Raw genomic sequence first — 15921 nt, 5'->3', positions numbered from 1 at the left:
GGAAGTTTGGTGTTTTACACCCGTTTACGCACTACATGGAAACTGAATTTGTCAGCTCTAAAATAGTTTTTTGAATATAACACTACTTGATCGTCTTCATTATAATGTAGCTGTTTCAGAACTAGTAACGCCGTTTCAGGTTCACACTCTAAAATCGGTGATGCCACTTCGTGGTAACCAGTTGGATCGATAAAAGCAACTGCATAAGAAACGCGGATTTGACCGGATTCTTCAATTGCAGTAAATATCGAACCTTCTTGCCTGCTCAAAAAATCTGAGGGCAAATATTTTGTAGGAACTTTGTCCACACAATATACAACCGGTTCACCATTCGCTGTTCTTACACGTTCGATCATAATGATAGACTCGTCCTCTTCGCAATGAAAGCGTTTTATATCTTCCTCAGACGGATGCGATTCCGAAGAACTTAAATAAATAGTTCCCGGTTCCATACCCGCCTTACGAATCATGGAAGATACACTTGCTAAATGTTCAATCCCCGAAGTGAATACAGGTTTTGGGTTCACAAATGTACCAACACCATGTCGTCTGACGATGACATTTTCTTCTTCCAACAGTCTAAGTGCTTCACGAAGTGTAGCACGACTGACTCCAAGTGATTTGGCGAGTTCAAATTCTGAAGGAAGTTTTTCCTTCTCCTGAAACACGCCTTTTGCAATATCGTCTTTGAGACGATCGATCACTTGAAGATACAAATGACGATGATCTGTTTTTATTGTCATACATATCACCACCAACAGCAGAGATCAGACATCTGATGTAAAACTTTCCTACTAATCAGACATACTATACCACTTTTATTTGTTTAAATAAATAGATTTTTGGGTAATAACTAAAAGTTTCGTAAAATTTTTAATTTATTTGTAATGCTTTTGTCATATTAAAGCTTAAAGATTATCTTCATGCTTTGCTTGAAGTACCTGACGTGGCTTACTTCCTTCATATGCTCCAACTACACCGCGCATTTCCATTTGATCAATAATTCGTGCAGCTCTGGAATAGCCGATGCGGAATCTTCTTTGCAATAAAGAAACTGAAGCAGTTTGCATATCGGTCACCAGTTGTACGGCTTCATCATACAAATCGTCCGTTTGTTCATCAACCGACACTTCTTCAATTTCCGTTGGAATCATTTCTTCCTGATATTGTGCTTTTTGCTGAGCAATTGCGAAATCAACTACTTTTTCTACTTCCTGGTCCGATAAAAATGCGCCTTGCACACGAACAGGTTTCGATGCGCCAGCTGCTAAAAATAGCATGTCACCTCGGCCTAGTAGTTTCTCAGCGCCACCCATATCTAAAATGGTACGTGAATCGATGGAAGAAGATACAGCGAACGCAATACGGGAAGGGATATTCGCTTTAATAACCCCTGTAATAACATCGACACTTGGACGTTGAGTAGCAATAATTAAATGAATTCCGGCAGCACGAGCCATTTGGGCAAGTCGTGTAATTGAATCTTCGACGTCATTGGAAGCTACCATCATTAAATCAGCCAATTCGTCTACTATGACGACAATATAAGGCAATTGTGGATGCTTCTCTTCATTCTCTTCATTCCACTTACGAATATGATCGTTATAGCCTTCAATATTTCGAGTTCCTGTATGAGAAAACAGATCATAACGACGTTCCATTTCCGACACGACTTTTTTAAGTGCCTGAGATGCTTTTCGTGGATCTGTTACAACAGGTGCTAACAAATGAGGGATTCCATTATAAACATTTAATTCCACCATTTTTGGGTCAATCATCATCATTTTCACTTCATGTGGTTTCGCACGCATAATGATACTGACAATAATTCCGTTAATACAGACACTTTTCCCGCTTCCCGTCGAACCGGCAACGAGTAAATGGGGCATCTTGTTTAACTCCGCAAGAACTGCTTGACCGGTAATATCACGACCTAGACCGATCATCAATTTCGCATCCGGTTTATTGTTTTCTTTGGCTTCCAGCACTTCTCGTAAACTTACAATGGCTACTTCCTGATTTGGAACTTCAATACCTATTGCCGATTTGCCAGGGATTGGGGCTTCAATTCGAATATCTCGAGCTGCGAGCGCCAATGCCAAGTCATCACTGAGACTGACAATTTTACTTACTTTCACTCCCGTATCAGGCAATACTTCATATTTGGTGACTGCAGGGCCAAGGTGCACTTGTGTCACACGTGCTTTAACTCCAAAGCTACTAAACGTTTGCTCGAGTTTTTTTGCATTGGCTTGAATGATTGAATATTCACCACTTTGGTCACTATGAGGTGGAGAATTCAATAAAGAAGCTGCAGGCAGTTGATAATCTTTGTTTTCCATTACCGCTTCAGAAACTGCATCAAAAACCTTTTCATTCAATTCTTCGTTTTGTTCAATTTCCGGCACCGGAGCTATTTCAACGACTTTCTCTGCCCGTTCCGTAAAAGCTGAAATAATTGGAGATGTATGAACGGTTTCCACTTCAGGTTCACGGAGAGTGGTTGCAACTTCCAGGTCTTGAGCGGCTGGAGGCAAACTTTCAACATTTTTACGCTTGTCACTTCGTCGTTGCACTCTCGGGGTGGTAGCTTTTGTCTTTTTCTTTTGTTCTCTCGAGACCAGCCATCTGTCTCTCCATAGAGGTGCTTGGGTAGCTAAAAAAGGAACAAGTGCTTTTCCAGATAACAGAATAAACCCAATCATGACTAACAGCCATGCCGCAATGGTCGCTCCGCCTGAATCAAATAAAACATGGAATGTGGCGAAAAGAAATGCGCCCATCATCCCCCCGCCTAATGATTGATCACGATTAACAATTCCTTCACTTTCAATCAATATTCGCCATGTCTCACGGAGAACAGAATCACTTATCAGCGCTCCACCTTGAAACAATTGTTCAAAAAGAGCGAGATGACTGAATAATGTCAAGCTGGCTAAAATACTTAATAGTCCCATTACAATCCGATTATTCATACCTGGAACTGCTCGCTTAATCATCATCATCAAGGCAATCACAATACACAATAATGGAACTGCGAAATGCCAATTCCCAAAGAAGAAGCGGGCAATGGAAGACAGACTGAATCCAACAGCGCCTAATTCGAAAAAGGTGATGATGCCGAGTCCAATTAATAATAAGCCAGCTATTTCATACATGAGTGGATGTATCGGTGTGGGCTTTTTCTTTTTTACAACTTTTTTCTTTCTTCTTGTCACTTCGTTCACCTACTTTGGTCAGTTAATTAGTGAAAAGCGATTTTATGTAGATTAATATTTCTTTATTTCCCTCTGAGAGGCTTGAATTCGCTTTCATCTTTTGTGAAAGAAAAAGGATTTCCTGCCGCTTCATATGGCGAGGAAATCCTTCCGCTTTTACACCTTAATATTCCATAATAATCGGGATGATCATCGGACGTCTTTTCGTTTTTTGGTATAAGTACGAATTTAAGGTATCACGAATTTCTTGTTTAATGTTTGTCCATTCAAACGTTTCTTTGCTGACATATTTCTCAACAATTTTCTTTACAAGCTCAGCTGACTCATCCATAAGTTGTTCAGACTCACGTACATAGACAAATCCACGGGATAAGATTTCAGGACCAGATGCGATTTTCTTTTGTGCACGGTTTAAAGTAACGACTACGATAAAAATACCATCTTGTGAAAGAAGTTTCCGGTCACGCAATACAATGTTCCCTACGTCACCCACACCAATTCCGTCTATTAACACATTACCAGCTTGTACACGACCGCTCATACGCATTTTACCGGCTTTATATTCGACGATATCCCCTTTGTCTGCAATAAAGATTTGGGACTTGGCCAAACCAGTAGACTGGGCAAGTTTCGAGTGCGCCATCAACATACGGTACTCCCCTTGAATCGGGATAAAGAATTTAGGTTTCATTAAGTTAAGCATCATTTTCAAATCTTCTTGACTACCATGTCCGGAAACATGCACTTTTTTACTGGCTGTTAACACTCTTGCACCAGTTTTCGCTAAGTGATTCATTGTTTTGAACATCGCTACTTCCATACCAGGTGATGGTGTGAACGTAATTAATACAGTGTCAGTATCTTTGATTTTCACATCTTTATGATGTTTTCTAACCATCTTTTCAAGAGCCTCTAGAGGTTCCCCTTGGTTACCTGAAACGATAATGACCACTTCATCATCAGCATAATTCCCAATTTCTTTGATTGAAATTAACGTCTCTTCATCAATTTTCAAATATTCAAGACGCTTACCTACCTCAAAGACGTTTTCCAAAGTTTTACCCACTACCGCTACTTTGCGTTTTGACTCAATCGCTGTGTCAAACACTTGTTGGATACGAATAAAGTTGGAAGAATACAAGGAAACGAGAATACGGCCTTTTGCTCCGTGGAATGTTTCCGAAAGTTGTTCTTCAATCACTGATTCGGATGTAGTATAACCAGGTCTTTCCGCTTCAGTTGAATCAGACATTAAAATAAAGACGCCTTCTTCACCAAGTCCAGCCATTTTAGCAATATCCGGACGATAGCTTCCTTTTGCAGATTGGTCGAATTTAAATTCGCCAGTATGCACAATGGCACCTTCAGATGTATGGAATACAATCCCTAAAGAATCGGGAATACTATGTGTTGTATGGAAAAACGTGACATGAGTCGATTTGAAGTTCATACGACTTTTATTTGTCACTTCAAAGAATTTAACTGGTTGTGCAGCCGGCAGTTCTTTCAAATGCTCTTTAGCTAAAGCAATCGTCAAACGAGAACCGTAAACTGGAGCATGAATCTTATTTAACAAGTAAGAAATGGATCCGATTGCATCTTCGTGTCCGTGTGTTAAAAAGATCCCTTTTACTCGCGCTTTGTTTTCTTCTAAGTACGTCACATCTGGAATGACAATATCTATTCCAAGCATTTCATCTTCAGGGAACATAAGTCCACTGTCTACTACAAAGATTTCTTCATCAATTTCTACTACATACATTGCTTTTCCGATTTCCCCAACTCCACCAAGGGGAATAATACGGATGGTTTCATTTATTGTTTTAGTCACTTGCTTTCCTCCTAAAAATTACCCGATCAACATCCACTAGTAATCATTATACGGGACGTATGACAACAGTACAAACAAAAAAAGGTCAGTTGAACACTGACCTTTCAAAATTTATTTAAAACTTTTTCTTTTTCCTTCATATTTGGCCCATGCTTGATCGAAATCCTGCTTCTCTTCATCTGTCATATCAACAAGTGGCAGGCGAACAGATCCCACATCTAAACCAAGTTTAGTTAAAGCATATTTCACTGGCACTGGATTCGGTTTTGCAAAAAGTGCACGAATGAGTGGTAACATCGCATGGTGAATTTCCGCTGCATCTGTGTGTCTGCCTTCTTCAAAGGCACGAATTAATTTTTGCATATCTTCTCCTACAATATGGGATGCCACAGATACTACCCCTGCCCCACCGATTGAAAGCAATGGCAACGTTAATCCATCATCTCCGCTGTACACTGCAAAATCAGCCTGGCATTCGGAAATAATATCAGACATTTGCTCCAAATTTCCGCCAGCTTCTTTGATTGCTTGAATGTTAGGGATCTTACTTAGTTTCAGAACCGTTTCAGGCAGCATGTTCACTACTGAACGACCTGGGATATTGTAAAGAAGCACAGGCAACTTTGTTTCATTGGCAATTGTTTTGAAATGTTCGTACATTCCACGCTGATCAGGCTTATTGTAATACGGAGTTACGAGCATAATCCCGTCGACTCCTGCCTGTTCTGCTAGTTTAGTCAATTCAATCGATGCTTTCGTGCTATTACTACCTGTGCCTGCGTATACAGGAATTCGGTTATTGACAGATTCTACAGTAAATCTAATTAAATCAGCTTTTTCCTGATTCGTCAGTGTTGGGGATTCCCCGGTAGTTCCACAGACCACAATTGAATCAGTTCCAGTTGCGATTAAATGTTCGATAAGTTTTGCGACCATTTCAAAATGTATAGAGCCATCTGGCAAAAATGGCGTGACCATCGCAGTAGATACGCGACCGATATTCATTTGAATCTCCCCTTTTAAATAATTCCGTCTTCAATCATTGCTTCTGCTATTTGAATCGAGTTCAGTGCTGCACCTTTTAATAAATTATCTGCAACAATCCACATATGGAACCCTTTATCATTGGATAGATCTTTTCTTATGCGGCCAACGAATACTGCATCTTGCCCTTCAGCATATAAAGGCATAGGATACTGTTGTTTTGCGGGGTTATCAAGAACTTCAATCCCTTGTGCTGCTTCTAAAATCGAGCGGAGTTCCGTAACGCTTACGCCTTCTTTATCCACTTCAATGAAAACTGATTCAGAATGGCCGGAAACTACCGGCAATCGTACACACGTTGCAGCAACCGATAGGTCCGGGGTGTGCATGATTTTCTTCGTTTCATTAATCATTTTCATTTCTTCCAAAGTAAAGCCATTATCATCAAACATATCAATTTGCGGAATGGCATTGAAGGCGATTGGATAATGTGTCTCTGCACTCTTAACTGGCAATACTTGAGCGACTGCATTTTTTGTGTCACCAAAAGTGGCACTTTGTGCTTCTAACTCATTTATGGCAACAGCGCCAGCACCTGAAACAGCTTGATAAGTGGATACGATTACTTTGTTCAATCCAAACGCTTCTTTAATTGGTTGCAATGCACAAACCATTTGAATCGTTGAACAGTTTGGATTCGCGATGATGCCGTTGTGTGATTTCAGATCTTGACGGTTTACTTCCGGTACAACAAGTGGAATGTCTTTATCCATTCGAAATGCACTTGTGTTGTCAATTACGACAGCCCCACGTTTCGCGGCTTCTGGCGCAAGTAACTTAGAAACTGAGCCTCCTGCGCTGAATAATGCGATATCTACACCATCAAATGCTTCAGGAGTAGCTTCTTCTACAAGATAAGATTGCCCTTTAAACTCAATGTTTTTCCCTGCTGAACGCTTGGAAGCAAGGAATTTTATATGTTGAATAGGAAAATTTCGTTTTTCGAGCTGTTCCATCATTTTTTCTCCGACTGCACCGGTTGCACCGACAACAGCTACGGTATAGCTTTTTGCCATGACACTCACTCCCTCTAGCCAACTAATTAGTCATAATGACGGTATTGTATCATAATCTTGCGTGAATGTGCATGAAAATTAATCCGATTGACCGTGTTGGATTAATAGGGGTTGAAGTTGTTGGTGTTCAAGAGCTTTGACAATCGTTGGTAAAATCAGATTGAAATCGGAGATGAGGGAGTTTGGTTTTTTCAATGGATCATCCTGACCGAAAGGAATGAAGTAAATGTGTTTGGAGTTTAATAATCTCATGACGTTTACCCCATTTAATCCAAGTGCATCATTGGTCGAGATACCAAGAACGACTGGTCGACCGATCCGCATGGTTGCTTTGGCAGCCATCAGAACTGGTGAATCCGTTATCGCATTTGCTAAACGACTGATTGAATTACCCGTTATCGGCGCAATCACCATGCAATCAAGTGGTGCTTTTGGTCCTAGAGGTTCCGCATCGGCTATAGTGGAAATTACTTTTGCTCCAGCAGCTTCCTCTATTTTTCTTACCCATTCATCTCCAGTTCCAAAGCGAGTGGCAGCCACTAGCACGGAATGTGAAACGACAGGTACAACCACTGCACCCTGTTCTCTTAAATAATTGATTTTCGGCACCACTTCTTCATACGTACAATGTGATGCTGTTATACCGAAACCTATTCGTTTACCTGTTAGCACACCGTTCCTCCTTATAAATCTTTTGCTGATTCTGTCAAACATTGAAATAAAATCTTAGAAGCGTCTTCTTTTAGAAACTGCCCTGGCAAAGACGTATAAAGTCGGTAGCATTCAGAATAATCGCCTTCCAACTCTAAACAACCTGGGGCGGAAGCAATATCATAAAACCGTTTGCTGGTTTTTAATAACGACTGATAATCATCGGTTAACCATTTTGCAGGAATTGTGTTGATGAATATTGCTTGATTACACGAAATTCCTTTTTCTAATTTTCTTACCTCATACCCCATCGCTTGAGCTTCAGCTAACTGGACTGGTGAGCGTACCACTATCAACGGATGTGCATCCATTCGTTTTAGCTGAGTCGCCAGCAACTTCGCTACACGACCAAAACCTGAAATCATAAATTGTTTGCCTGCCACGGTTTCGTGTTCTTCTAGATAATAGGCAGCAATAAATCCTTCCGCCGTTAACTTTGCATTCAACCAAATAAATTGCTCATTTTCAAGGTAAGCTTCGGTATTCAGTTCACTCGCTTCAAAAAAGCGTGTCCACTCTGGAGATAATTTTCCGATGAAGCATTTTTTAACGCTTTGAAAAAATTCCATTCCGATTGAATCGGTTACAATTTCAAGTGGCTGAATAGGAAAAACCATGATTTCTGGTTGAAACGCCAGCAAATCTCGTTCCACTTGATAACTCCATGCTTTGGTTGGAATGTATAACACTTGCTCATCGATGTTTTTTAATAGCGCTGCAAGTTTTTCCATGCGAGGATCAGTCCCAATGACACACCACTTTCGTTGGGTCATATGGTTTGTTCCGCATGCAAATGAGACGTCTTTGTAAAGAGTATTCGATGTTCACCGATAAGGACAATATCTTCCCAAGCAATGTAGACATTTTGATGAGTTGATTTCGATTTAAATGGCCGACTACCTTGCTCTTTTAGTATGAGAAATCCAATGATTTTTCCACTTGTTGGTTCAAAGAGCAATTCAGTATCAGCAAGTATTCCAAACCGTTTACCATCTTCTACTTGAATTAATTCTTTCACCGCCAATTCTGATAGCAACATATGACTCCTCCTCCATGTTCATCTCCTTAAATATATGCAAAGAAAGAATCACATGTTCATAGAAAAGTGTATTGCGCCGATTTAGCTAGATGCCAAAAACCTTTTGTCCAATCATCAACGGTTTTCGTCCAGGTAGAATCATTTTTTATCCAGTCGCATGCCCTTTTTGTCCATTCAACTCCCACTTCTGTCCAATCGCTATAAAACATCTTTTTAGAGCTCCGAATACTCCTTCTAATTTGAACAAAAAAAGACAATCGCAAAGGATTGTCTTTCAGACTTTAGAGAACCAATATAATGAGTTAATACACTGCATACTCTTGAAAAAGTGCAAATGCACGAAAATGTTGATTTCCGTTGCGGCGGACGCGTTTCGCGGGCATGGCTTTAGTCTCCTCGTCACTACGTGACTCCGGGGCCTTCAGCTCATGCTGTTCCCGCTGAAGTCGCCGCCTCCACTCCAATCAACAGAACGCGCTCTGTCAACGATTTTCTTCAAACTATTTAAGTAAGAAAGCGGTCGGGTATTTCTGAAGACTCCTGCGGAAAAAACGGAACAAGCTAGACCCCACAGGCTCAGCTGTCATAGACAGCTGAGCTGAGGAGGCTGGGGTTTCGTCAGTGGAAAGCGAAAGAAATAGCCGACCACCTTCTTTATTGATCGAGTGTAAAAATAATAGAAATGTATCTTAAAATTGACATATTAATATAAATTCTTTTGTCATAAGTCTAAAAGACAATCACAAAGGATTGTCTTTTGGTGTGATGATCGAGATAGCAGGTTTAATGGTGAATATATCCGTTACAAGTTTTTGTACTTGGTGAATGTTCACTTCATCAATCGATTGCAATACTTCGTCATACGTTTTATGTTCATTGAAAACTAATTCATTTTTCCCATTACGGTTCATACGAGCATTGGTGCTCTCTAAACCAAGCATTAAATTCCCTTTTAATTGCTCTTTCGCATTGTTTACTTCTGTATCGGTAACCCCTTCATCTACCACTTTTTGAATGGTTTCATAAATGGTTTCCTGGAGTTTCTGCAATTGATTGCTGGAAGTGCCTCCATAAATCGCAACCGATCCCGAGTCTTCATAAGAAGAATGATACGAATAAATGGAGTAGGCCAATGCTTTTTCTTCTCGGACTTCCTGGAACAAACGGGAAGACATATTTCCACCTAGAATATTATTCAATACTACGAGGTCATAAATATGTTTATCTTTTACGCTTAGACCTGGATAGCCAAGACAAATATGTCCTTGTTCTGTTTCACGAGATTTACGTGAATCACCCGGATTGAAAACCGGCATTTCAAACGGAGGACGTTCCGACCTAGTAGAACTTGAACTGAATTGACCGAATAAAGAATCGGTGTAATCGATAAAGCCTTCTGGAATATTCCCAGCTATTGAGATTACGATATGTTCAGGTCGATAATGATGATCCATAAATTGTTGAATCGAATCCTTATTGAATGTTGCGAGTGATTCCTTTGTCCCTAAAATGGATGCACCAAGCGGTTGGTTCGGATACATCACATTCCACAATTGTTCGTGGACATCATCATCTGGTGTATCTTCTACCATCAATATTTCTTCCAGCACGACTTGACGTTCTTTTTCCAACTCCACTTCATCAAACTGGGAATGGAAAAACATATCAGCCAACACCGAAATGGCATGTTTCGCATGGTGATCCAATACTTTTGCGTAATAGCAAGTTTGTTCCTTCGATGTAAATGCATTGACATGCCCACCAATGCGATCGAATTCTTCAGCTATCTGACGCGCTGAACGAGTAGCAGTCCCTTTGAAAAGCATATGTTCAATAAAATGAGTTAAACCATTTTCTTCAGGCGTTTCATGCCTTGATCCAACATTGACCCAAACACCAACAGCAACTGAACGTACGTGTGGAATGTGCTCATAGACAATACGCACACCATTTTGACTTGTTCTTTTTTGTAACACAGTAAAAGCCCCCAAACTTTCGAGAAAAAAGGTTGCCATACATTGATTGGCAACCTTTTTTCTTTCTTTATGATTAAGCTTGCTCTTTTTCTGCCGCTTCTTTTTCTTCTTTTACGACAATTTTACGAGACAAGTTCACGCGACCTTGGTTATCGATTTCAATAACTTTGACGTACATTTCATCGCCAAGTTTCAATACATCTTCAACCGCTTTCGTACGCTCTTCCTGGATTTCAGAAATATGAAGAAGTCCATCTTTACCTGGGAAGATTTCAAGGAAAGCACCGAATTTTTCAATGCGCTTCACTTTAGCCATATAGTATTCACCAACAGCCGCTTCGCGCACAATATTTTCGATGATTTCTTTCGCACGTGCATTCATTTCTTCGTCAATAGAAGAAATGTAAATCGTACCATCTTGCTCTGTATCGATTTTCACGCCGGTTTCATCAATGATTTTGTTGATTTGTTTACCACCCGGTCCAATAACGTCACGGATTTTATCAGGATTGATTTTAACCATGATAATTTTCGGAGCATATTTAGACAATTTCGTGCGTGGTTCAGAAATCGTAGCCATCATGCTATCTAAAATATGCATGCGCCCGATTTTTGCCTGTGTCAACGCCTCTTCTAAAATGCTGCGTGACAAACCATCAATTTTAATATCCATTTGTAATGCCGTAACACCTTTAGCAGTACCAGCTACCTTAAAGTCCATATCGCCTAAGTGATCTTCCATCCCTTGAATATCCGAAAGAACAGAATAATGTTCACCACGTTTGATAAGACCCATTGCAATACCAGCTACTGGTGCTTTAATTGGAACACCGGCATCCATCATAGCAAGAGTTGATGCACAAATACTTGCTTGAGAAGTAGAACCATTCGATTCCAATACTTCTGAAACTAAACGAATTGTGTATGGGAAATCTTTTTCATCAGGAATAACGGCAACAAGTGCACGTTCACCTAAAGCACCATGACCGATTTCACGGCGACCTGGTCCACGGATTGGTCCAGTTTCCCCAACACTGAATTGTGGGAAATTATAATGATGCATGAAACGTTTAGATTCTTCAATTCCCAGGCCATCAATGATTTGAACATCGCCTAAAGCACCTAAAGTAGCAATGCTCAGTGCCTGAGTTTGTCCACGAGTAAACAATCCAGAACCATGCGTACGTGGTAGGACACCTGTTTCAGATGATAACGGGCGGATCTCGTCTAATTTACGACCATCAGGACGGACTTTATCTTCAGTTATTAAACGGCGAACTTCTTCTTTCACCATTTTATCTAAAATTTGGCGAACTTGTTTAAGTGTCGCTTCATCTGCTTCACGTTCAACATATGTCGCGATAACTTCTTCTTTAACTTCGCTAATCGCTAATTCACGTGCATGTTTTTCATACACTTGAATTGCATTGTTTAATTTAGTTTCACAAACGGCTTTGATTTCAGCAGAAAGGTCAGCATCTAGCTCATAAAGTTGGATGTCTGTTTTTTCTTTACCCATTACCGCGACTACTTCTTCTTGGAAAGCAATCAATTTTTTGATTTCTTCATGTCCGAACATAATTGCTTCCAACATAACTTCCTCAGGAACTTCAAGTGCTCCTGCCTCAACCATGTTGATTGCATCTTTTGTACCGGCAACGATTAAATCAATTGTGCTTAATGCCAATTGTGCTTGAGTCGGGTTAATGATAAATTGACCATCAATTAATCCTACTTGTACGCCTGCAATCGGGCCATCGAAAGGAATATCAGAAACTGATAGTGCTAAAGATGATCCTAGCATTGCTGCCATTTCAGTTGTGCAATCTTGGTCTACAGACATAACGATTGAGATAACTTGTACTTCATTACGGAATCCATCAGGGAATAATGGACGGATTGGACGGTCAATTAGACGACTCGTCAATACGGCATTTTCAGATGGACGACCTTCACGTTTAATGAAGCCACCAGGAATTTTACCTGCTGCATATAGGCGTTCTTCATAGTTACATGTAAGTGGGAAGAAATCTAATGGCTTCGGGTGTTTTGAAGCCGTTGCTGTTGAAAGGACTGTGGAATCTCCGTAACGGACCATAACGGCACCGTTTGCTTGTTTTGCATATTTGCCTACTTCTACTTGCAATGGACGACCTGCCCATTCGAAATTAAAAACTTGTTTTTCTGTCATTGAATGAACTCCTCTCGAACTGAAAATCCTATTAAATTTAGTTGTATGTATCATTAGTAGTGTATCAAAAAAGCGCTTATCATGCGATAAATTATAAATTAGTCATTGAGAGTGGATTTCTTATATAGAAAACTTTTTGAACATAAAGAAAAAGCGGGACGAATCCCGCTTTCACTAAAATGCATCTTATCGACGTAAACCAAGTTTAGCGATCAAGTCACGGTAACGTGATACTTCGTTTTCACGTAAGTATTTTAACAAGTTACGACGACGTCCTACCATTTTGAATAGGCCACGACGTGAGTGGTGATCTTTCTTGTGTGTACGTAAATGTTCGTTCAAATTGTTAATCTCTTCTGTTAACACAGCGATTTGAATGTCTGCAGAACCAGTGTCGCTTTCATGAGTACGATACTCAGCGATAAGTTCGTTTTTACGTTCTTGTGTAATTGCCATCCGGTTCACCTCCAATACTCTCATAATATCCCCTATTACCGAGCAAGCGTTGGTGAATCGCCTTGCCAAGCAACGGTTAAGCATATCTCTATGCACTTAAAAATAGTAGCACAGTTCAGATGGATATGCAACTGTTACTTCTACTCTTGAAAAAACGCAATGGCCGTTTGTTTATCTTTTTCAATTTGTTGTTTCAAGGAATCAATGCCATCAAATTTGCGTTCATCCCGAATATGATGATACCAATCCACGGACACTTCTTCCCCGTAAATGTTTTTATCAAAATTAAATAAATGGACTTCAATGGTTAGTGTTTTTTCATCCGGATTTTTGAATGTCGGTTTATACCCAACGTTGCAAACACCATCTACCCATTCATCTTGAATGAGCATTCGTACGGCGTATACACCTGTTGCAGGAATGTACGATCCTTCTTTTGCCTGGATATTTGCGGTAGGGAATCCGATTGTACGACCCCTTTTATCCCCATGAACGACTACACCTGGGATTTGGAAGGGTCTCCCTAGCAACTCATGGACTTTCTCCATATCGCCTTCAGTCAGTGCTTGGCGAATCCGAGTGGAACTGATCTTTTCATATTCGTCTGATTTCTTTTCAACAACCGATACGTTGAAATCGTCATTGGCTAATTGACGCATCACGTTCATATTACCCTTGCCGAATGCACCAAACGTAAAATCAAAACCGGCAGTAACATGTTTTACATGCAATTGACGTATGAACGTTTCTACGAATTTTTCAGGTGTCAGTTGGGCGAAATCAGATGTAAACCGAACTACAAAAGTTGTGTCGACACCCATTGATTCAAGCAATTCCATTTTCTGATCCAATGGCGTTATATAAAATACTTTCTCATTGCGTTTCCCAAGTACGATTGAAGGGTGTGGATCAAACGTCATGACCGCTAATTTCAATCCTGCTTCACTCGCGATTTGTTTTGCATGTCCGATTACTTCCCTATGACCTAAATGAACGCCATCAAAAAATCCAATCGCTAAAGAAAAAGGGCCGGATATTACTGAATCATTGGTGTGATGTGGATAAGATAAGTGCACTATATTCATTCCGTATCTCCTCCTTCTGATCGATTAAACATTTTTTCGGGTTTCATCTTACCTTCTTTTGTTGGATGGTTAATATAAACGGCAACAGCCTGTTCCTCCATGGTAAAAACAACTCGTTCATGATCATTCAATGCATCAATGGCATCTAATACCTGTCCATTTTGGATGGATTTCACCAAGAATGGTGGTACTTCAAATTTCGGCATATCTTGAAGCGCATAATCCAATCCATACAATTTATCTCTTAATGAATCACTTTCGACCAGTTGCTGAACTTCACTCAGAGTAAGACAATCTTTTGCCGTGAATGAACCAGAGGCAGTACGCACCAGTTTTGACATATGTGCAGGAAATCCTAATTTTTCACCGATTTGGACGGCAAGCGTTCTTATATACGTTCCTTTGCTGCAGGATACACGAATATTGAAAGAAATAAGTTCTCCAGAAAAGATATCCTCTTTACTAAGAAGTGTTAGTTCATAAATATTCACTTGTCTGGTAGGTCTTTCAATGGTCTGTCCAGCTCTTGCGTATTCATAAAGTTTTTTTCCATTAACTTTTACAGCTGAATACATGGGAGGTGTTTGATCAATTGTACCGGTTAGAGAAAGTAGCGCATCAAGGATTCCCTGTCTGGTGAAATGCTTGATGGATGCATCCGTTTCCACCACTTCACCATCTGCGTCTTCAGTGGTGGTTGATGTACCAATTGTTACTTCTGCTTCGTAAGTTTTCCCTGCGTTTGTAAGATACTCCGCTACTTTGGTTGACTCTCCTAAACAGATGGGCAAGACTCCTTCCACACTTGGATCGAGAGTCCCTGTATGACCGATGCGTTTCATTCTCAATATTTTTCGCAACTTAAAGACGCAATCGTGTGATGTCATCCCTTGTTCTTTCCATAGCGGAAGAATGCCATTTTGCATTCGTTCCCACTCCTTTTACATATGTAATTTAGAAAAAGCCTGCTTATAAAAAGCAGACTTCTTTTTGTTACTCAGTTTCTTCAGTTGTATCGTTAATCTGTCTTAGTAAAGTGTCAATTTTATTACCGTAAGCAGATGACTCATCAAATTCAAACATAAGCTCTGGTGTCTTACGCAATCGAATTCGTTGGCCAATTTCTGTACGGATAAATCCTTTAGCTTTAGCTAAACCTTTTAACGTTTCTTGACGTTTTCTATCATCACCTAGAACAGTAATATAGACCGTTGCTTGTTGTAGATCACCAGTAACTTCGACGTCTGTTACAGTGACAAACCCAATGCGGGGATCTTTAAGTCTGCGCGCAATAATTTCGCCAAGTTCTTTTTTCATTTGTTCTGCTACTCGATTTGAGCGATTCGCCATGATG

General features: G+C 40.2%; 14 protein-coding genes. All 14 read right to left on the bottom strand.

Going from position 1 to position 15921, the window contains the following annotated elements; genetic code table 11:
* Positions 1-14: 14 nt before the first annotated feature.
* The 14 genes from M9R32_RS00515 to rbfA all read right to left on the bottom strand — a co-directional run bounded on the left by M9R32_RS00515 (position 15) and on the right by rbfA (position 15917).
* Positions 15-743: a GntR family transcriptional regulator gene (locus M9R32_RS00515; RefSeq protein WP_269924787.1), complete on the bottom strand. Its 729-nt coding sequence runs from the start codon at positions 741-743 to the stop codon at positions 15-17.
* A gap of 165 nt (positions 744-908) precedes the next feature.
* Positions 909-3158 (bottom strand): FtsK/SpoIIIE family DNA translocase, encoded by a 2250-nt coding sequence (locus M9R32_RS00510; protein ID WP_269925102.1) that lies wholly within the window; start codon positions 3156-3158, stop codon positions 909-911.
* Positions 3159-3381: 223 nt separating this feature from the next.
* Entirely contained in the window at positions 3382-5049 is a 1668-nt protein-coding gene (locus tag M9R32_RS00505; protein ID WP_269924786.1) for a ribonuclease J, read from the bottom strand.
* A 111-nt stretch (positions 5050-5160) separates the two neighbouring features.
* Positions 5161-6054, bottom strand: coding sequence for a 4-hydroxy-tetrahydrodipicolinate synthase (gene dapA, locus M9R32_RS00500; protein ID WP_269924785.1), 894 nt, complete (start codon positions 6052-6054; stop codon positions 5161-5163).
* Positions 6055-6068: 14 nt separating this feature from the next.
* Positions 6069-7109, bottom strand: coding sequence for an aspartate-semialdehyde dehydrogenase (locus M9R32_RS00495; protein WP_269924784.1), 1041 nt, complete (start codon positions 7107-7109; stop codon positions 6069-6071).
* 78 nt (positions 7110-7187) lie between these two features.
* Positions 7188-7781 carry a dipicolinate synthase subunit B gene (locus M9R32_RS00490; protein ID WP_269924783.1) on the bottom strand — a complete coding sequence of 198 codons (594 nt, stop codon included), beginning with the start codon at positions 7779-7781 and terminating at the stop codon, positions 7188-7190.
* A gap of 11 nt (positions 7782-7792) precedes the next feature.
* Entirely contained in the window at positions 7793-8551 is a 759-nt protein-coding gene (locus M9R32_RS00485) for a hypothetical protein (protein ID WP_269924782.1), read from the bottom strand.
* Positions 8552-8589: 38 nt separating this feature from the next.
* Entirely contained in the window at positions 8590-8859 is a 270-nt protein-coding gene (locus M9R32_RS00480) for a YlmC/YmxH family sporulation protein (protein ID WP_269924781.1), read from the bottom strand.
* A gap of 740 nt (positions 8860-9599) precedes the next feature.
* A complete protein-coding gene (locus tag M9R32_RS00475) occupies positions 9600-10835 on the bottom strand; it encodes a M16 family metallopeptidase (protein ID WP_269924780.1) in 1236 nt (411 codons plus the stop codon).
* Positions 10836-10908: 73 nt separating this feature from the next.
* Positions 10909-13026, bottom strand: a complete 2118-nt coding sequence (gene pnp / locus M9R32_RS00470) for a polyribonucleotide nucleotidyltransferase (RefSeq protein ID WP_269924779.1) — start codon at positions 13024-13026, stop codon at positions 10909-10911.
* Between the two features lie 186 nt (positions 13027-13212).
* Positions 13213-13482 (bottom strand): 30S ribosomal protein S15, encoded by a 270-nt coding sequence (rpsO, locus tag M9R32_RS00465; protein ID WP_016427593.1) that lies wholly within the window; start codon positions 13480-13482, stop codon positions 13213-13215.
* A 140-nt stretch (positions 13483-13622) separates the two neighbouring features.
* Positions 13623-14567: a riboflavin biosynthesis protein RibF gene (ribF, locus tag M9R32_RS00460; RefSeq protein WP_269924778.1), complete on the bottom strand. Its 945-nt coding sequence runs from the start codon at positions 14565-14567 to the stop codon at positions 13623-13625.
* The gene (gene truB / locus M9R32_RS00455; RefSeq protein WP_269924777.1) at positions 14564-15493 is read right to left on the bottom strand and encodes a tRNA pseudouridine(55) synthase TruB; all 930 of its coding nucleotides are present in this window, start codon (positions 15491-15493) and stop codon (positions 14564-14566) included. Before truB ends, ribF begins: the two co-directional genes overlap by 4 nt.
* 67 nt (positions 15494-15560) lie before the next feature.
* Positions 15561-15917: a 30S ribosome-binding factor RbfA gene (rbfA, locus tag M9R32_RS00450; RefSeq protein WP_269924776.1), complete on the bottom strand. Its 357-nt coding sequence runs from the start codon at positions 15915-15917 to the stop codon at positions 15561-15563.
* Between the last annotated feature and the right edge of the window lie 4 nt (positions 15918-15921).

Source organism: Paenisporosarcina quisquiliarum (genome assembly GCF_027563315.1).
GTDB classification, from domain to species: domain Bacteria; phylum Bacillota; class Bacilli; order Bacillales_A; family Planococcaceae; genus Paenisporosarcina; species Paenisporosarcina quisquiliarum.
The sequence above is the reverse complement of the archived record's forward strand: the minus strand, read 5'-3'. Positions and strand labels throughout refer to the sequence as shown.